Annotated in this window: 21 protein-coding genes and 1 tRNA gene; 15 read left to right on the forward strand and 7 right to left on the reverse strand. The window is 41.2% G+C overall.

Annotated elements, in window-relative coordinates; genetic code table 11:
* Positions 1-108: 108 nt before the first annotated feature.
* On the reverse strand, positions 109-672 hold the full coding sequence (locus JW841_08255) for a hypothetical protein (GenBank protein MBN1960925.1): 564 nt from the start codon (positions 670-672) through the stop codon (positions 109-111).
* A 52-nt stretch (positions 673-724) separates the two neighbouring features.
* Between JW841_08255 and JW841_08260 the strand changes: the two genes are divergently transcribed.
* Complete coding sequence (locus JW841_08260; GenBank protein ID MBN1960926.1) at positions 725-1,768, forward strand: GTPase; 1,044 nt, start codon at positions 725-727, stop codon at positions 1,766-1,768.
* A 19-nt stretch (positions 1,769-1,787) separates the two neighbouring features.
* Here JW841_08260 and JW841_08265 read toward each other — a convergent pair whose 3' ends face one another.
* From JW841_08265 to JW841_08280, 4 genes are all read right to left on the reverse strand, one after another.
* Positions 1,788-2,546 carry a hypothetical protein gene (locus tag JW841_08265; protein MBN1960927.1) on the reverse strand — a complete coding sequence of 253 codons (759 nt, stop codon included), beginning with the start codon at positions 2,544-2,546 and terminating at the stop codon, positions 1,788-1,790.
* 24 nt (positions 2,547-2,570) lie between these two features.
* Positions 2,571-2,646: transfer RNA gene (locus JW841_08270), tRNA-His, on the reverse strand.
* Positions 2,647-2,734: 88 nt separating this feature from the next.
* Positions 2,735-3,157 carry a hypothetical protein gene (locus JW841_08275; protein MBN1960928.1) on the reverse strand — a complete coding sequence of 141 codons (423 nt, stop codon included), beginning with the start codon at positions 3,155-3,157 and terminating at the stop codon, positions 2,735-2,737.
* 214 nt (positions 3,158-3,371) lie between these two features.
* A complete protein-coding gene (locus JW841_08280) occupies positions 3,372-4,175 on the reverse strand; it encodes a hypothetical protein (GenBank protein MBN1960929.1) in 804 nt (267 codons plus the stop codon).
* A 99-nt stretch (positions 4,176-4,274) separates the two neighbouring features.
* Here JW841_08280 and miaA point away from each other — a divergent pair, with 99 nt between their 5' ends.
* The 3 genes from miaA to aroA are packed head-to-tail and all read left to right on the forward strand — an operon-like array spanning position 4,275 to position 7,979.
* A complete protein-coding gene (miaA, locus tag JW841_08285) occupies positions 4,275-5,201 on the forward strand; it encodes a tRNA (adenosine(37)-N6)-dimethylallyltransferase MiaA (GenBank protein ID MBN1960930.1) in 927 nt (308 codons plus the stop codon).
* A 17-nt stretch (positions 5,202-5,218) separates the two neighbouring features.
* Positions 5,219-6,634, forward strand: coding sequence for a histidinol-phosphate transaminase (locus JW841_08290; protein MBN1960931.1), 1,416 nt, complete (start codon positions 5,219-5,221; stop codon positions 6,632-6,634).
* 1 nt (position 6,635) lies between these two features.
* Positions 6,636-7,979 (forward strand): 3-phosphoshikimate 1-carboxyvinyltransferase, encoded by a 1,344-nt coding sequence (gene aroA / locus JW841_08295; GenBank protein ID MBN1960932.1) that lies wholly within the window; start codon positions 6,636-6,638, stop codon positions 7,977-7,979.
* Positions 7,980-8,327: 348 nt separating this feature from the next.
* Here the strand turns inward: aroA and JW841_08300 are convergent, their stop codons facing one another.
* Positions 8,328-9,500, reverse strand: a complete 1,173-nt coding sequence (locus tag JW841_08300) for a hypothetical protein (GenBank protein MBN1960933.1) — start codon at positions 9,498-9,500, stop codon at positions 8,328-8,330.
* A gap of 199 nt (positions 9,501-9,699) precedes the next feature.
* Here JW841_08300 and cmk point away from each other — a divergent pair, with 199 nt between their 5' ends.
* The 11 genes from cmk to JW841_08355 all read left to right on the forward strand — a co-directional run bounded on the left by cmk (position 9,700) and on the right by JW841_08355 (position 21,642).
* On the forward strand, positions 9,700-10,383 hold the full coding sequence (gene cmk / locus JW841_08305; protein MBN1960934.1) for a (d)CMP kinase: 684 nt from the start codon (positions 9,700-9,702) through the stop codon (positions 10,381-10,383).
* A 128-nt stretch (positions 10,384-10,511) separates the two neighbouring features.
* On the forward strand, positions 10,512-11,354 hold the full coding sequence (locus JW841_08310) for a GAF domain-containing protein (GenBank protein MBN1960935.1): 843 nt from the start codon (positions 10,512-10,514) through the stop codon (positions 11,352-11,354).
* 16 nt (positions 11,355-11,370) lie between these two features.
* Positions 11,371-11,745: a response regulator gene (locus tag JW841_08315; GenBank protein ID MBN1960936.1), complete on the forward strand. Its 375-nt coding sequence runs from the start codon at positions 11,371-11,373 to the stop codon at positions 11,743-11,745.
* Positions 11,746-11,966: 221 nt separating this feature from the next.
* Positions 11,967-12,428, forward strand: coding sequence for a cyclic nucleotide-binding domain-containing protein (locus JW841_08320; protein MBN1960937.1), 462 nt, complete (start codon positions 11,967-11,969; stop codon positions 12,426-12,428).
* A 22-nt stretch (positions 12,429-12,450) separates the two neighbouring features.
* The gene (locus tag JW841_08325) at positions 12,451-13,131 is read left to right on the forward strand and encodes an outer membrane beta-barrel domain-containing protein (GenBank protein ID MBN1960938.1); all 681 of its coding nucleotides are present in this window, start codon (positions 12,451-12,453) and stop codon (positions 13,129-13,131) included.
* Positions 13,128-13,793 (forward strand): outer membrane beta-barrel domain-containing protein, encoded by a 666-nt coding sequence (locus tag JW841_08330; GenBank protein MBN1960939.1) that lies wholly within the window; start codon positions 13,128-13,130, stop codon positions 13,791-13,793. Before JW841_08325 ends, JW841_08330 begins: the two co-directional genes overlap by 4 nt.
* Positions 13,790-15,331 (forward strand): hypothetical protein, encoded by a 1,542-nt coding sequence (locus tag JW841_08335; GenBank protein MBN1960940.1) that lies wholly within the window; start codon positions 13,790-13,792, stop codon positions 15,329-15,331. The genes JW841_08330 and JW841_08335 overlap by 4 nt, the downstream gene beginning before the upstream one ends.
* Positions 15,328-18,777 (forward strand): tetratricopeptide repeat protein, encoded by a 3,450-nt coding sequence (locus tag JW841_08340; protein MBN1960941.1) that lies wholly within the window; start codon positions 15,328-15,330, stop codon positions 18,775-18,777. Before JW841_08335 ends, JW841_08340 begins: the two co-directional genes overlap by 4 nt.
* Positions 18,777-19,436, forward strand: coding sequence for a hypothetical protein (locus JW841_08345; GenBank protein ID MBN1960942.1), 660 nt, complete (start codon positions 18,777-18,779; stop codon positions 19,434-19,436). Before JW841_08340 ends, JW841_08345 begins: the two co-directional genes overlap by 1 nt.
* Complete coding sequence (locus JW841_08350) at positions 19,433-21,406, forward strand: tetratricopeptide repeat protein (protein MBN1960943.1); 1,974 nt, start codon at positions 19,433-19,435, stop codon at positions 21,404-21,406. The genes JW841_08345 and JW841_08350 overlap by 4 nt, the downstream gene beginning before the upstream one ends.
* Before the next feature lie 98 nt (positions 21,407-21,504).
* Complete coding sequence (locus tag JW841_08355) at positions 21,505-21,642, forward strand: hypothetical protein (GenBank protein MBN1960944.1); 138 nt, start codon at positions 21,505-21,507, stop codon at positions 21,640-21,642.
* Between the two features lie 7 nt (positions 21,643-21,649).
* Here the strand turns inward: JW841_08355 and JW841_08360 are convergent, their stop codons facing one another.
* Positions 21,650-22,360 carry a hypothetical protein gene (locus tag JW841_08360; protein MBN1960945.1) on the reverse strand — a complete coding sequence of 237 codons (711 nt, stop codon included), beginning with the start codon at positions 22,358-22,360 and terminating at the stop codon, positions 21,650-21,652.
* Between the last annotated feature and the right edge of the window lie 103 nt (positions 22,361-22,463).

Raw genomic sequence — 22,463 nt, forward strand, 5'->3', positions numbered from 1 at the left:
CTGCTCACTCCTCGGGCGCCATTTTCGGCGACGGTCTGCCGTGTCTCGCTACAATCACTTCAAGAGGCAACTGCTATTAACTATTTTGCATTTATATGTGGAGAATGTTTAAAAAAATTTTGGATCATGATTAGCAAAACGAGAACGCAGCAATAATATGAATGCTGCAACGCTTATGTACATCAATATGCCAAGCCACCCAGCAAGCTGAGTTACAAATAATGCAGCTTGATCCTGCCAAAAAGCGTCGTATTCACCAATAAATATTAAGCGTTTATTAAAAATTATCGAGCCTATGAGAATGATTAGGCCAGCAATAATCGTACTTAGATAAGCTAGCCAAGTTTTTCCCAGCAAGACACCTTTGCGAGTTATGAAAAAGCCAGCAATGGCACCGAGATAATTTAATAGCACTGCTAAAAAGGATATAAAACCAAACCAATGTTCAAGTTGGGGAAATATCTGCGGATCAAAAAGATATAACATCGACCATTGTGGATAAAAACGAAATAAATAAGTCGCCAGCGGAGTAAAAAACAATGATTCAAAGAGTATTAGAGCTAATAGTGGCCAACTGATAAATTCTCTATGCAGGGCGGGTGAGCGTTGCAGCGATAAAACGATCAAACCACCGAGGCCAATATTTACTGCAAAATTTAACAAAATAGGCATAAGTGCTTAACCAATCTTGAACATAAGCCAGATGAGATTATACTATCATCCGGTGTCATCTATTAACTTTCATACTAAAGAGATTTCGGTCAAGATTGTTTACTATGGTCCGGGTCTATGCGGAAAGACAACGTCTCTGCATACGATCTACAATTCACTTCCAGAAGATCGGCGTCCACAGCTTGTCTCACTAGCAACCGAGGTTGACCGAACCATATTTTTTGATTTTCTTCCGGTAACTGCTTACCGCATTCGTGATTTTATTGTGCGATTGCAGCTTTATACCGTACCAGGTCAAGTTTTTTATAATGCCACACGTAAGTTGGTATTGAACGGAGTTGATGGCATTCTTTTCGTGCTCGATTCCCAAACTGGCATGAAAGACTCAAACCTTGAGAGTATGCAAAACCTTGAGGATAATTTGGCCGAATTGGGTCTTGAAACAAGTCGTGTACCTATGGTGCTGCAATATAATAAACGCGATCTTTCAGACATTTTTACCATCGAAGAAATGGAGAGTCTGTATAATCGCAATGGTCTACCAGCTTTTTCTTCGATTGCTACCAGAGGAGACGGACTTCTTGAGGCATTAAAATCTATTAGCCAAATGGTAGTAAATGATTTAGTTCACAAGGGGCTCGGCAGACAATTAACGCAGCCTGCTTCAGATACCCCAACTTCAACAGCAACAAGTGTAAATACAGATACTACAACTATAGGGGCTGCGCCGCGTAGCGTTGAAGAGGCGGTAAGTCGCGCTGCAGTACCGACAGAACATCGTAGTAGCATTGGCCTTTGGCCTGTTGGTGATATCGAGCCACTTGGGGCACAAATTGAGGCGGCGTTAAGAACTGCCAATTGGCAAAATGTTATTTTGGCAATTGAGCAATTAGTACAGCTTCAAGCTCGTAAGTGGGCTGCTTCAGAAGGGCTAAATAAAGAAGACCCTTTCACTCATTTTTTGCTAATGCGAGGTATTGCACCGGCTCGTTATCGCGCCCTATGGGAAGCTAGCAAAGCCTTAAGGGCGGGGCAGACTGTGGGGCGAGCAGAGGCAATGAGCGCTTTAGTTTTAGCGTTAGAGACTCTTTGGTAAAACAGTGCAAATAAGGCAGTTAACTTTTGTTCATATCTTCAGCGAGGTAACTTAAGATAACTTCGTCGAGAGATTTTTCGCTAATCAAATCTTCTCCGAAAATTGAATCAACAGCACTTTCATTTTTTGATTCAAAAGCGCGCGCGAGTGTTTCAGCTTCAATAACAGTTTCATTTTGCGGTGCTGGAGGCGGTGGTGCATATCTAGTAATGTTAGATTGGCTAGTTTTATATCCAGGTGGAGCTGGTGGTGGAGGTAGACCACGCGTGATTGGAGTGGTTACTGGCATGCCACCTTCACTTGGTTTGGTTGATGGTTGTAAAGGTAAATTAGCCGCAGTAATTGGTGTAACAGGCGGTAATTTAGTTGGAGATATTTCAGGTATAGGTACCTGAGGACCTTTTTGGTTTGTATCTTTGTTAGATATTGATGGTCCAATCAGTGAACTGCGATGTTGCGCCCCAGCTTCTACATTTAAAGGCGCTGGACCATTAAGCCTTGCAGCATTGACAGAGCGTTCAGCAATTTTATAGTCAAACCGGCCATTAATAAGGTCACGTAACATAGACTTATGCTGATCTTGCATAAGCTCAACTAGCATTTCTTTTAAACGCTCACTTTGGGCAATGTCGGCATACGAAGTTTTACGTGTATCGATAATATTACCACCGACAAATAAGTGGGTAATTATATGTGGATTATCAACACCTGAATCTTCAGTTTGAACGTGAAAAATCGTCTCTTGGTATTTTATGTTGTGATTATAGCCAGGGATCATGGCGCAAATATCATTAAAGTGAGATGGGGTGAGCGAGGGGATTTGAACCCCCGACCGTTGGAGCCACAGTCCAATGCTCTGCCTACTGAGCTACGCTCACCACGCAAATAACAATCGAGGCCGCTATTAAAACTTTGCTGACATGCTGTCAACGTTTGGCGGCACATTTATCATGCCTTTCTAAGAAATCAAAACTGAGCTAACCCAGCATCACCGCCGCGACAACGCATGCATAGACGATTACCAGGACCAGTCGATAAAAATACACGATCACAAGAAAGACAAGTGCGAGCACCAAGACTTGAAGGCATTGGCCGACGTACAGGTCTTTCGCCAGCAAGATCAGCAGCAACACCTTTAACCTGTCGAAGAAGAGCTTCGCTTAATCCTAATTCTGCAGCTCGTCGTAGTACTGCACTTGGTGCTAAACCCTCTTTCTGCATTTCATCTAGCAATGCTTTACGATCATTGAGCATGCCTTCGATAATGCGACGGTCAAGAACCGGATCATCTTTAAACATCGATTTTTCATTACCTACTGGAGGTAATTCGCAATTTTCAAATTCATGAGAATCTGTTTTTGCTTCACTAAGTGCTAAGTCTTTCGTCATTTTTTCTTTTTGCCGTTTTGTTGCTGTTAATGAAGAAGTGTTAGTGGTTTTTTATGGAGCCTGCTGTTTAACCATTTCTTTATAATAAGTACCAATATGATGGGGAAAATTCCCACCAACTGGACTCCTGAATTTAGCAGAATTATCACGAAGTTGGCAATCAATATCTGCTATAAAGCCTAAGCTGTTTATGCTTTACGGATCGAAGGTAGGATTAATAAAGTGGTGATTTTTTTTGTCGGCGTCTGCTTTTAGTCTTGTGACGTTTTTCCCATTCGTCAAAACGCTTTGCCAGCCAAATAGCTCCACTAACACCAGCAATAAATCCTACTATTCCAAACGAAAAGTCAAACGAACCTGGATCATTGCCACCACTTAATAATTTACCTACTAAAACAACAATAACAGTAATTGATATAATTGACAGTGTTACCCATTTAAACCATGGTGGCAGGGTAATATTGTAACTTTTAGTGGAACTAATTCGTTTGGCTGAAGCTTGCATCAATAGCCAGCGACCAAGCACTATGCCGATAGCAACGGCACCTCCAGCAGCAAGAAACCAACCTGCACCATAGTTGCTACCTTGTTGATAGTATGAACTGGCTGGAACATACAGAATTGCACCTGCACCGCCTAAAACAACAATTAGGGTCAACCAACGCTGCAGGGCTGATGGTGGTTTCTGCTCTTTATTTTGTAGTTTTGCCGCTCTTGCAGCATAGCGTTCAGCCGCAGCAAGACCCCAAAGCCACAGCCATCTACCAAGTAATATGCCTACGAATATTCCAATTCCGGCAAGTATGAAACTAATAGTGCTATTTTCGCCTAATAAGCGAAACCAATCAGTATTAGGTATCCATAAAATTACCCCCATGGCGCTTGCTAAAATTATTAAACCAACCCATCGCCAAGCTTCAGAAGGGTGCTCATCGATATCAATATCTGAAAGATCGAGTGCACTCAGGTCAATACCTTTAAGTTCTTCAATCTCTTGCTCTTGCTCAGAGTGCTGCACATTGACCTCGTTAAGTTATATATCTTTTATAGTAGCTCGATAACTATCCTATTGTCAGTAGACAACCGTGTTTATGATAATTAGAAACGAAAAAAAATTATGAAGTCTCCTTACGTTATTGCGATCACCGGGCCAACTGCTTCAGGAAAAAGTGCGGTTGCGCTCTCTGTTTCGCAAAAATATTGTGGGGAAATAATAAATTGTGATTCAGTGCAGGTCTACCGTGATTTTAATATTGGTTGTGCAAAACCAACTCCAGATGAACTTTCGCTTGTGAAACATCATCTCCTCGATGTTGTTAATTGGAATGAATCTTTTGACGCACAACATTATCGCAATTTAGCAATAAAAGCTATTGCTGATATTAATGCACGCCAAGGTCTTGCGATTATTTGTGGAGGTACAGGCTTATATCTACGTGCTTTACGTTGGGGATTATTAGCGGCACCACCAGCACAGGAAGAATTGCGAGCGTCACTTTACCAACAAGAAGAGCAAAATCCAGGTGAAATCTATAAGCGTTTGCAGTCTTGCGATCCCAAAAGTGCTAAGCAAATAGGCCCAAAGAATATTGTGCATTTGCTGCGCGCTCTTGAAATAACCCTTCTTGCAGGTGAACCTGCTAGTCAACTTCGCGCACAACATGGCTTTGCCCGTGAAGAGGTACCAATGATGGTAATTGCCCTTACTTGGCCATTACCAATGCTGCGCACTCGCATTAAAGACCGCGTTGAGGTTATGCTTAATGCAGGTTTAATTACCGAAGTTGAAGGATTGTTAAATAAAGGAGTTTCAGTTAATTCGAGGCCGATGCGTTCTGTTGGTTATAAAGAAGTAAGTGAAACTTTGCTTGGTTTAGCTCCTTTAAAAGGGTTATCTGAGCGAATAGTTAAAGCAACATATACATATGCTCGTCGGCAGCTTACTTGGTTGCGTAAAGAGCGTGAGGTTAAATGGATCGAGGTTCAAAGCCTTGACCAAGCCAACTCTGTTGTTATGGCGTTACTTTCTTCTTATAAGTCGTGATAAGCAAAAGAGTGACAATGAATATAAAAGAACAAAGCACTAATACAAACGAAGTCAGTGTTGCTCTTGGCGAACTTCGCAAAAGCATTGACGAAATCGATGATCGTCTAGTTGAATTATTAAAGCAGCGAGCAGCATTAGCCTTAGAAATAGCCGCTGCAAAAGCACAGGCTGGTAAACCTACTTATATACCTGAGCGCGAACTTGAAGTTTTAGAACGAGTTACTGCTGGTGATATTGGGCCGATGCCAGAAGAATCACTACGCATTATTTTTCGCGAGATCATGAGTGCTTCACGGGCGTTGCAAAGATCAGTTGGTGACAAAACGGAAGTCAACATGCTGCCATTAGTGAATGATGCCTTCTTAACATTAAAGCCTTATATTCCAGGCAAACCAGTATCAGAGACTAAGCGGGAGCTTGGCCTTACTGATGTAATCAAGCTGGCTTCTAATGAAAATCCCTATGGACCTTCACCTAAAGCTATTAGCGCGGCTACTTTGGCTTTAGAACAAGTCAATGACTATCCTGATGGCGGAGCATTTTACCTTCGGCAGGCTTTGGCTAAGCACTGGGGGTTAGACGCAAAAAATTTTGTTGTTGGCAATGGCACCAATGAAATTATTGAAATGGTAGTGCACACCTTTTTACGTCACGATGAAAATTTGCTCTATACCAATCCTTCTTTTGTTATTTATAAACTTGCAGCTCAAGCGATCGGTTGTGCAGTCAAAGAGGTGCCTGCTACTGCTGATTTGCGCCATGACTTAAAAGCTTTAGCACGTGCGGTTGAAAAAAAAACTAAATTAGTTTTTCTTGATAATCCCAACAACCCAACTGGTGGTTATAACAATCGTGCAGAGCTTGAGGCATTTTTTAACGATATTCCTGATGATGTTGTAGTTGTTTTAGATGAAGCATATTTTGAATATGCTACTGCAAAAGATTATCCCAGCGGCTTTGATTATTTAAACAAACGTCAACGTCTGTTAGTGATGCGTACATTTTCTAAATGTTATGGCTTAGCTGGGATGCGGGTTGGATATGCAGTGGGTAATTTTGAATTGATAGAATATATTAATCGAGGTCGTCAGCCATTCAATGTAAATAGCGTAGCACAAGCGGCGGCGATCGCTGCAATAGAAGATCACGAACATGTTGAAAAATCGGTACAACAAAATCACCAAGAGATGGTGAGAATGCTACCGTTGCTGCGTTCAATGGGATTAAAAGTATATGATAGCCAAGCAAATTTTTTACTAGTTGATTTTCATCGTGATGGTGAGCAGTTATTTACTCAGATGTTGCATGAAGGAATAATCGTGCGGCCAATGGGGCCTTATGGTTTGCCTACATCATTGCGAATAACTATCGGCACACGGTCACAAAATGATCGCATGATAGCGGTACTCACTCGTATTTTAGAAAAGTAACATGGAACTTAGAATTGAAGGCGGCAAGCCGCTGATTGGTAATTTTGAAGTACCACCAGATAAGTCGATTACGCATCGAGCACTAATGTTAGCATCTTTGTGCGAAGGTCAAAGTGTAATCGAGGCTAAAGGTATTGGTGAAGATAATCAATCTACTAAAAAAGTCCTCACCGATCTCGGTGTTGCAATACAAGAGGATAATGGCAGTATCATTGTCACTAGCCAGGGTGCAAAGCATTTTATTACACCCAATCAGCCATTAGATTGCGGTAATAGCGGCACCACCATGCGTCTATTGTCAGGCATATTAGCCGGTGCTGGCATAAATGCTGAACTATGTGGTGATGCCTCCTTATCAGGGCGTCCTATGGGCCGGGTATGTGAGCCGTTACGTAAACTTGGGGCGAATATTCGTGGTACCATCACTAATGGTCGTGAACTACCACCCTTGCGTATTGATGCAACAAAAGCTTTTAAAGGTGGTGCAATAGAGGTCAACGTCGCTAGTGCCCAAGTAAAAAGCGCTATTATTTTAGCTGGGGTAACTTCAGGTCGTAGCGTTTCAGTGCGACAGCCTGCAGTGTCGCGAAATCATACTGAAACCATGCTTAAGGCTTTAGGGGCGCCCATTAGAAGCTATCAGGAAACATTAGGTTCAGTAGTTGTAGAATTAGGTGATGGTACCAAACTGTTGCCTACGCATTTTAAAATTCCAGGTGATTTTTCGTCAGCAGCATTTTTTCTTGCGGCTGGAGTATTAGTTGCTGATAGCCGCATCACTATTACTAATGTTGGTATGAATGTAACTCGTAATGCATTTCTTGATGTCATGCTTGGCGTTGGTGCACGTATTGATGTTGCTGATTTAAATGAACACAATGGAGAATCGGTAGCCACCTTAAGAGTACAGCCAAGCTTTTTATGCACTCCCAATAGTGAATCAGAATCATATATTGTCGGTGGTGGCAAAATACCACTGTTAATTGATGAGTTGGTAATTCTTGCAGCCTTGGCGTCGCAAGTACGTGGTACAACTAAAGTGCAAGATGCTCATGAATTACGGGTTAAAGAATCTGATAGAATTAGCGAGACCTTACGTTTGCTATCGTCTTTTGGTGTGCAAGCAATAGAACAACCAGATGGTTTTATTATAAAAGGCCCACAGCAATTAAAAGCTGCTCGAGTTGATGTAAGTTCAGATCATCGCATTGCTTTAACTGCAGCAGTACTAGCTTTAGCTGCCCCAGGTGAAAGTATACTCAGCGGTTTTGAAGTTGCTGCCGTATCTTATCCCGGCTTTATTGATGTATTGCAAAAGCTTGGGGCAAAAGTGCGTGTAGCATAATTTACACTTTTCGTATGATAATTATGATCTGGTAGGATGGAGAAACCATGCCAGGCAAATACGGTTTGTCAATGGTTGTAGTTGTTCTGGGTGTGAACTTCGGTTGTGTTACAACGTCGATTACGACGAACAAGCCCCAAGAGAAAGTTTCATCTCCCGTGGTCACCGATTGTGACGGGATGACCGTGACCCAACTCGAGGAATGCATACACGATTGCGTTCGATCACAGTATGACCATCCCGAAGAGACTCCCTACGATTGTCGGCTAATGTGTTGTACCGGCGAGATGAGGTAGGAATAGAATTGCTTCGCTTTAGTAGACAAGTTTGTCATGCTGCAACTGGTTATTACGGCTTCGGTGCAGTCAGTAACTTATAAATACTATCAACCTGTTTTGCTGTACGAGCTTGCAACAATAAGTCGCGTTTTCGTTCAGGGATGATAGGGGGCTGTTTGCGTTTTTTACGTCGGTATTTCTTTTCTAATTCTTTTTCTGCACGAACAGTATCTTTTTGTAGCTTGGCATATAGTTGCGCTAAGCCAGTTACACGTTCGAAAATCGTACGATCACGGGTAATCGTATCATCAATATACGCTCTTCTTTTTTTAAATTCTGCAAGTGAAGTTTTTGCCGTGTACTGAGGTTGTTCTTTGGGTGATGTAAGTGGAATGATAGTCGCAGTATTAGTTACTTCAGCGAGCTTCTCTTGTGCTTGTTTTAAACTAGCTGAGGCAGCATTTAATTCTGCTTTGACTTTTTCAGTTGCAAGAGTCTGTGGGTTAGCTAACTCTGAAGTTAACATTGAATAAGCAATAAAGCCGACAAAAGCTATGCCACTAAGCACTAATAGCACATCGAAAGCGCCATTCATCGCTAAGCGATCGCGCCAAGCGTGCCAAACCCGCAATAGAGTAATAAAAGCAAAAAAAGAAAAAATAAATGGCAGATAGGCAGCAAATTTAAAAGGCATTAAACTCAATAAACTTCCGAACAAATAAGCAAAAGCAAGTACTGTTATTGCTGCACTATGAGCTATAAAAACATTTGAACGTAGCCGTGCGTCGCTAGCGCCGCCAAATATTCGTATGATTAATCCGATAAATGGATGCCAAATAACTGCAATAAGCAAAGCGGTGATACCGCCAATAAGTATGGCAAGAGTTAGTGCACCAACAATATTAATAAGTATAGCGCCGGTGAAATGGTTGGCCGCAAAAGAACCAAGAGTGTAACTAGCTGATATTGCCATGGTTGGTGGCAATGCCCAAATGATTAATTCTGTGGGGCTTAATGCACTAACAGGCGGATCGACTACTCCAGCTTTTAAGGTTGAAAAAGGGCGAAATATTAAGGCCATACTTATACTAAAATACCTACTAATTGCTGTTATTAGTGTTTCAAAAAGAGATGGACCAGAGTCATAGTCGTGTCTATTTTCAGTTTGTGATGGTCGTGAGTTTGTCTCTGGTTGTCGTGCTTTTGGCGGAACAATTCTGGTGTCTTGATTATCTGAACTCATAAATTAAGTCCTTGTACACCGTTAGTTTTTTTACACCGCGTTTAAGCTTTTAGGGATGCCCCTAAATTGATTATGGCCGATCTTAGAAATAATAGCACTGTATTGACAAAAGTACTTAAAATGCGCGTAGGGACACCCCCAAATAGCTTTCTTAAAATAGCTTGACGCCCACAACTGATAATGCAAACAGCGTTAGGTAATGGATGAATCAAGTAAAAGTGTAATTATTGCTATCGATGGTCCGGCTGGGGCAGGTAAAAGTACGGTTGCCAAAGCCGTGGCTACCCAGTTGGGATATCGGCTTGTAGATACTGGGGCAATTTATCGCGCTGTGGCATTATCAGCCACTAGACAAGGCATAGCTTTTAAAGATGAAAGTGGCCTTGCGCGCATTGTTAGCAATTTGAATATAACTTTTCATATGACCCAAAGCGTCAATCACGTAATTCTTGATGGTGAAGATATTAGTGAATTAATTCGGACTGCTGAGATTTCTCAAGGTGCATCAATTGTATCAGCACACCCTAAAGTACGCACCGGATTGCTTGAACTTCAGCGTCGTTTGGCAGGTGAGGGTGGTGCCGTACTAGAGGGTCGTGATATTGGCACGGTGGTTTGTCCAAATGCACAAGTGAAGATTTTTTTAGATGCTAGTGCCGATGAGCGAGCCCGTCGACGTCAACAAGATCTTAAACAGGCAGGTGTAACAGTAAGCAAAGATAAGGTTTTGGCTGAAATAAAAGAACGTGATGATCGTGATACAAAGCGTGCTACAGCACCATTAATTGCTGCTAAAGATGCTATTGTACTTGATTCCACGAAATTATCTATTGCTGAGGTTGTGCAACAAATTGTTCTAAAAGTAAAATCTGCGCTACCATAAACAATATTTGTTAATGGTACGTTTATAGGCATATATTTATGAATTTGCTTAAATTTGCAGTGATAATGCTAGAACTGTTGCTTGAGGCCTTCTAGGTGAGCATGATACAACGAGTTTAAGTAAGACACATGGAAGATCCAAAAGATACAGCTCGAAATGAACGCCCTGAAGAACTTCTCGCCGCACGACGAGAATTTTTGCAAATTTTCAAACGTGGGGCGGAATTTACCGAAGAATTGCTTAAAGAAAATGAAAGATTACGTTTTCGTGTTGCTGAATTAGAATTACGTCTAAATCCACCTAGTCGTGATGACGATCTTGTGCGTGAACTACTTGAAAAGGTGCAGCGTCTTGAAAGCGAAAGGCAAGAGGCCTTGTTACGCTTTCAAGAAGTTGAGGCTGAAAATAAAGATTTTGCCAGTCGTTATGTCGAAATTGAAAACGAAAATAACAATCTTTTAAATATTTATGTTGCAAGTTATCAATTACATTCAACTCTTGATTTTCAAGAGGTTGTGCAAATTATTGTTGAAATTGTATTAAATTTCGTTGGTGCCGAAAAATTCTGTATTGGCCTAATTGACGAAAAAACCAATGAATTGCGTTCATTAGTCGCCGAAGGTATTCAACGGGAGCAGTTTAATGCTTTATCGACTTCAGAAGGAATTGTTGGCAAAGTAGTTACAAGCGGTGAACCTCATTTTGTGAGCGATGTGGAGAGTGATTTAGAAAAAATTGACATTGGTAATCCGAAGGTTTGTATACCTTTAAAGATCAAAGATCGCGTACTGGGTGTTATTTTAATTTACGCTTTTTTATCGCAGAAAAAGCGCTTAGCGCATGTTGACTACGAGTTATTTACCCTACTCGCAGGGCATGCAGCTACCGCAATTTTTTCTGCAAAGCTTTACACAGAATCAAAACGTAAGTTAAACACAATCCAGGGCCTCATTGACCTCGTTACCTCGTAAAGGGTGGATACGCGGTATGGCTGATATTCAGGCGTTAGTGGTTGAAGATTCTCCAACGATGCGGCAGCTAATTGTCTTTGCGCTGCGTCGTTTACCTACACTCAAAGTGACCGAAGCCGATGACGGCATGGATGCACTTAAAAAGCTAAAAGCAAACAAGTTCGACATCCTTATTACTGATATTAATATGCCAATGATGGATGGACTGAAGCTTGTATCTATTGTGCGCTCTGATGATGTTCACAGAGATATTCCGATTATTATTATTACTACAGAGGGCGCAGCCGAAGATCGACAGCGAGCATTAGCCTTAGGTGCTAACGCCTACATCACTAAACCCATTCAAGCGCCGCAAGTAATTAATGCTGTTAAAGAATTATTAAAAATTTAAAATTAAGATTTTCTCCAAATTACCGCGTATTTTAACTGTTTTTAGGGACACCCCCTAGATAACCATTAAAAAAATGCATTTTATTGGTTCGAAGTTTTCGACGTCGGCTTACATGTAGGCTAAACTGCTAAACGAAATATAAAGCTAGTCGTTGACCCCACAGCCAGTGCTTAGGTAGGCTATTATCAAGTACTGTCAGTTGACGTCGGAGGCGACCATATATGAATACCGCGATGGAATTGGCGCAAACCGAATTATTCGCTGATCTAAATTCTGATCAAATAGCAAGTTTTGCAGCCATTGCTTGCGAGAATAAGTTTGAATCAGGTCAAGTTGTTTATAATTCTGATGCAGCAGGCGATGCCTTATATGTAATCATTGAAGGCACTTTTGTCGTTCGTGTAATTGATGAAAACGGTGATGAAGTAGACGTTACTGTATTAAAAAAAGGTTCGTATTTTGGTGAAATGGAAGTGATTGGCGGTATGAATCGTACGGCTGCCATTGTGGCCGACAGCCCAGGTCGATGTTACCGCTTTGAAGCAGCTTCGCTACTTGCGTTGCTAAAACGCGACAATGCACTTGCAGCCCATTTTTATAGAAAAGTTGCTCGTGAGCTAGTGCGAAGGTTACGTAATACAACGCGAGACATGGGATACTTTAAAGTGCGTGCCAACCAATAGCCACGTGAAGGAGTGCAAAACCATGAACCAAGCGGCGCGTGCCGCATTTGTAGTGGCTCTAATAATGGCAAGTGGGCTTGCGCACGCTGCTCCATTTGAGCCACCGGCTGAAGATGATTCTGTAAAAGTCAAGTATCAACCGTATGTTATTCAGAATCGTAAGTATGAACTTAATCACGAATTTTTGTTTTCATCAGGTGTTTTGCCTGTTGATCCATATTACAAAAGTGTAATTGGTACATTTGGTTATACAGTTCATTTTAATGACCACTGGGCCTGGGAAATCGGTCAATTCAGCTACGCTTACAATATTCAAACATCTTTAATGCGAAAGTTAAAACGCACTGCTGAAGCATCGGGCGCTGATACACCTAACTTACCTGCTATACAATGGATTGCCGCATCGCATTTAGTTTTAAAACCGCTTTATGGCAAAGAAGCGATGTTTAATACAAAAGTAGTTCATCTTGAAGCATTTTTACAGCTTGGCCCTAATGTTTTAAATTTAACCAATACGAGCTCTAAACTTAGTTTTGGTGCTGATTTTGGCGGCGGTTTGCGTATGTGGTTATCGCGAACGTGGTCGTTGCGTTTTGATCTTAGCGAATTAGTGTATCTTCATGATGTTACTGGCAAAAGGCGAATTCGCCAAGCCATACAGCTTCGTCTCGGTATGGCAGCTACACTCGGAGGCGAAGAATGAAGCGGCCAATACTGTGGGGATTAGTAATTTTATTTCTCAGTATCAGTCGTAATGCGGCGGCTTATGATATTGAGAGTTTTAATAGAGGACCTCGTGTATTTGCGATTCAACCTAGACCATTTCATCTAGGCCATGAGTTTCAACTTGGCTTAGGCGTTTTGCCATTAAATGCCTTCTATGTTGGTATGGTACCAACAGCTAGCTACACTTATCATTTTAGTGATTTTTGGGGATGGGAAATTGCTAGTGCAGGATATTCACTTAATAAAGATACCTCGCTAGAGACTGATCTGTATAAGGATTACAGTGTCAGACCGGTAAATCATGGTGGTGATCGCATCCATTTTATTGCCACAAGCAGCCTAGTAGTGAAGCCTCTTTTTGGTAAACTCGCAATTTTTAATAGAGATATTGTCACTAGTGAAACGTTTTTTGCCTTTGGGATTGGCGGAGTTTTATTGGGCAAATATCCTCGCCCAGTTGCCAACGTGGGTTTAGGTCTGCGGTTTTGGTCAACCAAAACAATATCGTGGCGTCTCGATTTACGTGATTACCTAATATTTAATCAGCTTCCTCCGGAGAATGCATTTTTTATATCAATTTCAGCGGCGCTAAATTTCTTAAGTAGCCCGATTAAACCGGCGGCGGAGGTGCAGCCATGATTGGGCGCCTAATTGTAATTCTGTCATTAATTTGTGCTCCTTTCTCAGTTTTTGCTCAAGAAGCTGAGAAAGAAGAGGTCAAGGCACAAGAGCAAGACGAAGCTAAAGAAGTCGAAGAGGTTTCAGAAGAAATGGTAGCTGAAGAAGCCGAACCAAATTTAGAAACTACGGTTTTTGATGATGGTTTAGCAGCTTTTCATGAACAAGATTGGGTAGAAGCAGCTTCGTTATTTTATGGTTATCTAAAATTTGGTGGCGCTAATGCAGAGAATCGCGAATGGGCGCAATTCTTCTTGGCTGAAAGTTTAGCTGGGCTTGGCCTCTGGCATGGCGCCATTCACTATTATTCAATTGTGGCAAAAACACGTTCGCGGCCAGAAATATTGCCGCAGGCCATCGCGCGTATTGAGGCTATTCAAAATGAACGTCCAGTAGATGAACGTTTAGTTTATCAAGAAGTCATTTATGACTCTGAATTTGGGACAATACCACAGCATCTCAATGATTTTATAAATTACATGCAAGGTTTAATTGACTATCGTAATGGCTATATACGCTGGGGTGAAAATCATTTTAAAAATATATCAGATAAAAGTGTTTATGCGATACGAGCGCAATACGTTCGAGCTGTCTACGCCCTTACTAAAAAACAAGACGATAAAGCAATTGTACTGTTTGATATGATTATTGAAAGTCCGATTGAAGATGCTGATATGAAAAATAAGGCTCATTTGGCATTAGCGCGTTTATTGTTTGATATGCATCGCTATGCCGACGCATTAAAAGAATATGACAAAGTACAACAAACTGAACTTTCTTTTGAGCAAGCTCAATTACTTTTAGAAAAAGCCTGGGCGGCATATTACATTAAAGAGCCACGCCGCGCTTTAGGCTATTTACATGCTCTTGGTGCTCCAAGTTATAAACAGTATTTCTTACCTGACATTTATTTAATTCGTGCGTTGATTCTAAAAGAGCTATGCCATTACATACCGGCAAAACGTGCTTTGCGGTCTTTTCGGTTTCATTTTGGTGATGGCATAGAACAGCTTGAACGCCGGGTTCCATTAGCGCAGGCAAAAGTTATTTTTGACGGAGCAACCCAGCAAGGTCCTATCTCTCGGCGAACAGCGTTCATTCAAAATTTAGAGAAAGAGCGTGAAAAAATTGAAGACTATGAATCAACTTGGGAACCAGTAGAACTCGATAAAGAATTAAAAACGCTTTATGATTTAACCCTAAAAGAGCAGGGACGATTATGGCGTCGAGAGTTTACCGGTCATGCCGATGTTATTGCTCGCGAGTTGCTTGATGCGGCAGAGCAAATAGAACTTTTAGATTACGAAGTTGGTCTTGATATTTTCAAGCGACTAAAAGCCGATACTGCTCGTACCACGATGGAAGAACAATTAGTAGTTCCATATGACTCAGCCAATGTTTACTACGAATTCGATACTGAATATTGGAATGATGAACTACATTCATATGAGGTTTTTGTCACCAATCGATGTTTTGAAGAAGTGGAGGGTCAGCAATGAAACAGTGCAAGACCCTATTTAGCGGTGTCGTGTCTCTCTTTTTAGGCTTAACGTTTATTAATAACCAACAAGCTTACGCTGTCGTAATTGGTGATGTTGACGCTGCCCAAGCTAAAGCTGAGCTTATCGCTAAACTATCAGCCAATATTAATAAGGTTGATCACGCAATTACCGTCACTAAAGAACTAATTAAAAACAATCCAGATGCAAATTATTTGCCTGAGTTATATTTTCGCCTTGCTGAACTTTTTGTCGAGCGTTCACGCTATGTATATGCGCGCATTATGGAACAACAAGCAGAGGGCGCCGCTAATCTTACTGGCGATAAAGCCATCGAAGTACAAATCAGTAAGCGTTTAGCTATCGAAACATACACTAAGATAGTAACAGAGTACCCCGATTATCCCAAAAATGACCAGGTTCTATTTTTTAGAGCACATGAATACCGTGAACTTGGCGAATGGGAAAAGATGCTTAAAGAGCTTAATGATCTTAAAGAAAAATATCCCAAAAGCGATTGGGCAATAGAAGCAAGGTTAATTTTAGCCGACTATTATTTTGATAAAAACGATCTGCCCCAAGCAGAAAAATATTATAGCGAGATAGTCGGACTGCCAGAGAGTCATTTGCACGACATGGCCCGCTATAAACTTGGATGGATCCGTATCAACCAAGAAAAGTATAAAGAGGCGTTAAAACTTTTCGAACTAGCTGTTTCAAGCAAACCGAAAAAGAAAAAAGGTGCAGTGGGTGATGCACATAAACTTGATGTCAAACGTGAAGCTTTGCTGGCGATGGCTTGGCCGTACTCTGAGGTTCGTAAAGCACCACAAGCTCTTAAATATTTTCGTGGTTTAGCATCATCAAAAACACTTTATGTAGAAGGCATTAGGCGACTTGCAAATCGCTATTTTGCAAAGACTGAATACCTTAATGCGGTTATTCTTTATCGTGAAATTGTAACGCTGGTAAATGACCCTGAGCTAAATATGGAGTATGTGCAACGTATTGATGAGGCAATACGTAATTTACCGCGTCGTGATAGTCGCAAGTATGACCATGCAGCTGCAGATGTTAAGGCTATCATTGAAACCGTAGCCGCGGTGCAAAATCATTGGAAATTTGCTGATGAAGAAAAGGGACAAATTTTAAAAGACTTCGAATTACGTGCACGCGATTTAGCAACAAGATTGCATGTTGAGTCACAACGGCGCCAAGATATTAAGAGTTCGGAAAAAGCAGCATTGGCGTATAGACGCTACTTATCTTTATATGGTGATTCAAAAGAAAATCGTACTATTCGACTCAATCGTGCTGAAGCACTTTTTCAGGCACGTGAATTTGTCGATTCAGGAGAACAATACGAAGATGTTGCAAAAAACATGCAAGATGGACCAGAACGTCGTGACTTGCTTTATAGCGCGATTGTTTCATTTCATAATGCTCTTGAAGATGATGCGATTGCGCGTGGACCTGCCGCGAGTTCAGCAGCGCTTGCTGGTACTTCATTAAAGTCATCATCAACAAGTAGCGAAAACGTCGATAAAAAGAATAGAAAGCAGCTTGACTCGTGGCAGATATTGCGGGCTCGTCAAGGAATGAAACAGATCGGCGCTTACTTTGTACGCGCCTGGCCCAAAGATGCAAAAACACCAAATGTGAAGTTTAATGTTGCCAAGATGCATTATTTGCAGGGCGGTTATGAAAAAGCTGCTGAACTCTTTAAAACATTTGTTGATGAATATCCTGAACACAAAGATGTTGTCATTGCAGCTAACCTTGCGCTTGATAGTATAAATCGACTTGAAAAATATACTGAGTTAGCGGTGCTGGCGAAACACTTTGTCGATAATCCACGAATTAGAGATACCAAATTTAAAAATGAAGCGATGCAGCTTGCTGAAGCAGCAAAGCGCCGCAATGTTGAAGTCACAGTACTTAATGCAAGCGAAAGTGATTTCTCTGAACAAATGTTGGCACAATGGGAGAAACATAAAGGTGCAAAAGAAGGTGAAGACTTTTTATATGCTGGCTTCATGAAATTTATGAGTGAAGGTAATGTCGCTGGTGTATTTGACTTTGGTGGTCGTCTTCTTGGCGCTTATCCGAAATCTACTCGTGCTCCCGCAGTATTAAATGCAATGGGTGCTTTTGCATTGCGGGCGGCAGATTTTGAGCGAGCTGCCGTTTTATATGAAGAAATGTATCGACGCTTTCCTACTAATAAAAATGCAAGATCAGCACTTAATTCTGCAGCCGGTATTCGGATGCGCTTGGGTGACATTGATAAAGCAGCACCACATTTTCTCTTATTACGTCGGCGTGGCACTTTAGCTGAACGTCGTGAAGCGTCTTCGCAGTTATTATCAATATACCGCGTTTCACAATCATGGGCAGAATTAGCAACATCTGCCAAAGAAGTTCTTAATGATGATCGAAATTGGATAGTTGGGGCTGCTAACCTTGGTATTGCTTATGCTGAGCAAGGCAAAGACAACGAAGCCATCCGAGAATTGACTCAAGTTGCTAAGATGCGAGCTAGTACGGATGATGAAAAAGACATACAGGCAAACGCAGTTTATATTTTAGCACGTGTATTGCTGCGGCAATTTGATGCCTTGCAGTTTCGTGATGCTGCTTCTGCCGAAGCAATTTTGCAGCAAAAAATACAACTGCTAAATGCTGCTGAACAATTATATGTTCAAGCAGTTAATTTCGGTCGCGGAGAATGGGCTATCGCATCGTTGCAAGAATTGGCGCGTTTATATCATGGGTTTGGTTTAACCATTGCTAAATTGCCATTACCTGGAGGCCTTTCTGCTCAAGATAAAAAGACATATCAGGATCAAATCAACCAACAAGCCCAATCATATGAAGCAAAAGCTAAGGAGGTTATTAAAGCCTGCGCAGATAAAGCCGAGCAGCTAAAAGTTTTTACACCGCACGCTTCGGCTTGTATGGCGCACAGTTTTGATACAGTTGTTACCGATGCGAAGCGACATAGAGCTAGTAGTTATGGTGATGAAGCCTATCAAGGTGAATTAAACAAACTTCGACAGAAATTAGTAAAAACGCCAGAGAGTGTTGATGTGCTTAAACAGCTAGGTCGTATGGCTATACAAGTGGGTGATTATCATTTAGCAAGGCTTACTCTTGATAAAGCAATTGAGTTGGCTCCTCGTGATGCTGTAGCTCTCAATCTTTGGGGAGTCGCCGCCTGGAGTCTTGGTGAGCCACAAGACGCTTTTGCCAATTTTACGGTGGCTATGCGTGAACGTTCAACCGCGGCAGCAGCTAATCTTGCAGCCTTATGTCATGCCTATGGATTTGACCGTATGTCTAAACGCTATCTAAGTGCAGCCGGAAATCTTGCCACTGCAAATTTAAAAGCACCAGATTACCATCCTGGAGTCGCTCGTATGCTTCAGGAAGGGGGTGGAACATAATGAGAGTTACGATTTTAGCAACTGTTTTACTTTTAGGGGGTTGTGGTGGTTTGAGCTATCAAGTCGACCGTGATCTCTTACTTGAAGTTTCGGTTGAGAACAAACTCTTGCTATTTGAAGCTGAGAACGAAGTAAGTATTGCTATTGATGAGTTAGAACAAATCTCTCGACAAATACAAAAAGTTAAACAACAAATAAGTTCCGTTAACTCCCAACGCAATGCTGCTGAAGCTGATTATGAACGCGCTGATAGTAAAGAAGATGAAAAGGCTATGCAAATTGCGAAAACTTCGGCTGATATTTTAGAGTTGAAAAAAGACTTTCTTGAGGCTCGTGTTTCTCTGTTTGAAGAAAAACTCAAAGCCCAGGATGGTTTAGTACGAGTTGCCTTTGCCAAGTATGAATTGGCTAAAGCAAAATTAGTAAAAAAGAACAACGTACGTGGCGCAGATAAGATAGACCTAGCTGATTATGAAGCCCAGGTTGATGAAGTGGTCGCAGTTGCACGCGAAGAACAGCAGGCCATTAATGAGACTGAAAAAGAAGTTGAGACGCTACGTAAGCAATGGCTAGATTCTCGCAATCAACTTGAACAAACAAGTGGCGGTGGTGCCGCTAGTCCTTGGGCAGATGATGCTATGGCTTGGGGTGAACCGTGATCGTAATTTTATTATTAGTTGCCCTGCAGCCTTGGGGAGCTGCAAAGGAAGCAATAGATCCAACTGCTGGTAGCACAATTGGTGAAAATATTGATGATCCCGACAAAACTATTGTTAAATTTGAGGGTCTCGCTGCGGCAAATAAAGATGATCCGACAGTATTTTTTACCTTAGGATTATCATATGCGAAGAAAGACAAATTAGATAAAGCGATATCAGCTTTTAAATATGTTACAGAATTATCGCCAACTGATGACGATGGTTTTCACTACTTAGGTCTTTGCTATCGACGCGCAAAACGTTTTGATGATGCCATTGAAGCATTAGGGCATGCTGTTGAATTAAATAACCAAAGTCCAGAGATTTTTTTCGACCTGGGCCTCGCCAATTTAGACAAAAAATCATACTCTAACGCGATTGAGGCTTTTGGTAATGCGGTACGATTGCGTCCAGCATTTGCTGCAGCCCACTACAATCTTGGTGTTGCATACGAAAAAAAAGATAATCTCGATGAAGCCATTACTGAGTATAAAGCAACGTTACGATTAGATCCTGAATATACACCGGCTTTAGTAAACTTAGGTAAATCATATGCTGATCGTGGTTTTACTGAGCAGGCGGTTAAAATGCTTAATAAAGCGCTACAGCTAAGTCCCAACGATGCCATGGCTCATTATAATTTGGGCGTCATCCATCAGCGGCGTGGTGAATTAAATGATGCGATTGCAGCATATGCAAAAGTAGTTCGAATTGATCCTACCTATGCTGAAGCCTACAATAACACTGGCGTTATTTATGACAAGCTAGGTAAGGGTCCAGAATCAATTACAGAGTTTAATAAAGCACTAAAGCAGCGCAAAAATTTTGTTGATGCAATTTATAATCTTGGTTTAGCCCAATATAAATCAGGGCAAGTTGATGCAGCTCGCAAAACACTCGAAGGTTTAGTTTATGATAAACCTGATCATCGAGACGCACAGATTGCTCTTGGTGAAATTTATTATCAACGTGGCAATATGAAAGCAGCATTGGCAGCATATAGTGTAGCTTTAAAAGACCGTCCAGCCGATGCTGAAACTCATAGAAAGCTTGGCCAAGCTTTCATGAAAGCTCGTAAATTTACGCAAGCTGCTGAAGCTTTTGACAAATATGCCAGCTTACTTCCTAAAAATGCTGAGGCGCAGATTTTATTAGGATCAGCACAAGCGGCGCGTAAAGACTGGAAAAGTGCAATAGCGGCTTTTGAAAAAGCTCGTGAGGTTGATCCTTACAATACTGAAGCTCGAGTTAAATTAGCCCAAGCGTTAATGTCATATGGTTTTAGTTCTCGTGCTTATGATGAATTACAAGGAGCCCTTGAAGATCATCCTAATTTTGGTCCAGCATGGATGGTGAAGGGGCAGCTTGAGTTACGACGAGGTAAGTATGATGATGCTGAAAAATATTTTAAAAAGGCTTTAGCATTCAACGCACAGTTGAGTGAAGCTTATGTCGGTTTAGGACAAATTCATTTCGCTCGTGGTGAACATAGCCAAGAAATAATTGCCTATCGAAACGCAATTGCTGCAGATCCTCGTGATGCTCGAGCTCATGTAGAGTTGGGTCGTGCGTTATATGCCAGAGGAAACAATAATGATGCGATTGCTAGTTATCGCCAATCTTTAAAGATAAGCCCAGATTTCGCTGAAGCTAATTATTATCTCGCATTTGCTTTATATAAAGACGGTAAGGTTGAAGAAGCAATAGCATCGTTGAAAGCAGCGACTAAGGCAGATCCAAAATACGCTGAAGCTCATTTCAATTTAGGAAAAATACTTGAGCGCAAAGGTTTAATTGCCGAAGCAATAAAATCATATCGCGCAGCTGTTGCTGCAAAAAACGATTATAATGATGCGATTTTAGCTCTTGAACGTTTAAGTCCAGGTGAATCATATAAAAAGCGTAAAGCTCCTCCACCGCCAGAGCCATAATACGCCATATCTATATTCGCATCAGCATATCTAAATAATTGACGTTATTGATTGGCATCGAATTTCACCATAATTTCAAGCTATTATCAATAAGAAGTATGAATTTCTTTCGTTATAATTTTAATTCTGTACGCGACGATGTGCTTAGCAAAGTACCTCTTACCGCTTCACAAATTGGCGTGTTTTTTACTGCTAGCGTTAAAAAATTACAACATGAGTTTGGGGTGAGTAACTAATCAATTTTTATTTTGTAATTATTTTATGCAGCTCTTCAGTTGAACGTGCCATTGCTAAACCATTAAGCTCAACAGGAGCGCCAACTTGAAGTAAAAAAGAGCCGAACAGTTTGTTATTTTTATCAGCCCCAATCGCAATACGATAAAGTCCTCGACTAATGCTCTTTAGCGGGTCATCATTAATAGATGCTACTCGCATCAAACAATTACCATATATTCCATTGGGCAAGTCAGGCATTTCTTTAGAATCATCATTTTCAGCTAATTTTACCCATTGACTACACTGTTGATTATTTACCACCTCAGGCATAGCTATGGTAGGGCAGCGTTCAATACGCATCCAGGCATCGAAAAAGCTTTTAGGGTCTTGATAATAATTTTGTTCAAAATTATCGTCCCCTGCATCGCGAGGTGATGGTTCAATAGATTTGGGCACTGGGGAGATAAGTCTTAGCCCTAATTCAGGCAAAGCTTGGGGCAACCAGAGGTATACGTAGAAAGCTCTAGCTTCTGTAAGTGTTGTTTTTGGGTCAAGTTGATTTTGTGAATTATCATTAGTTGGTTTAGCAAAGCCAAAATACCCATAGATATCTGCGTAGGGCAGGCGTATCTCACCAAATGGCGAAGTTTCACGTCCTAAATCGGCCTGAAATGTGTCAAGATTGCGACTACAGTTTGAGAGAATTAGTAATAGGATAATTTTAATTATTTTTTTCATGTGAGGTTAATATTACTTTTTTAGTAGGCTGTTTAACAATTTATTTTATAAAAATAGGACATTTTCTTGAATATACGCTTATCTGGCTTGTTCCCTTGAAAAA

It is taken from the genome of Deltaproteobacteria bacterium, from assembly GCA_016931625.1.
Taxonomy (GTDB): domain Bacteria; phylum Myxococcota; class XYA12-FULL-58-9; order XYA12-FULL-58-9; family JAFGEK01; genus JAFGEK01.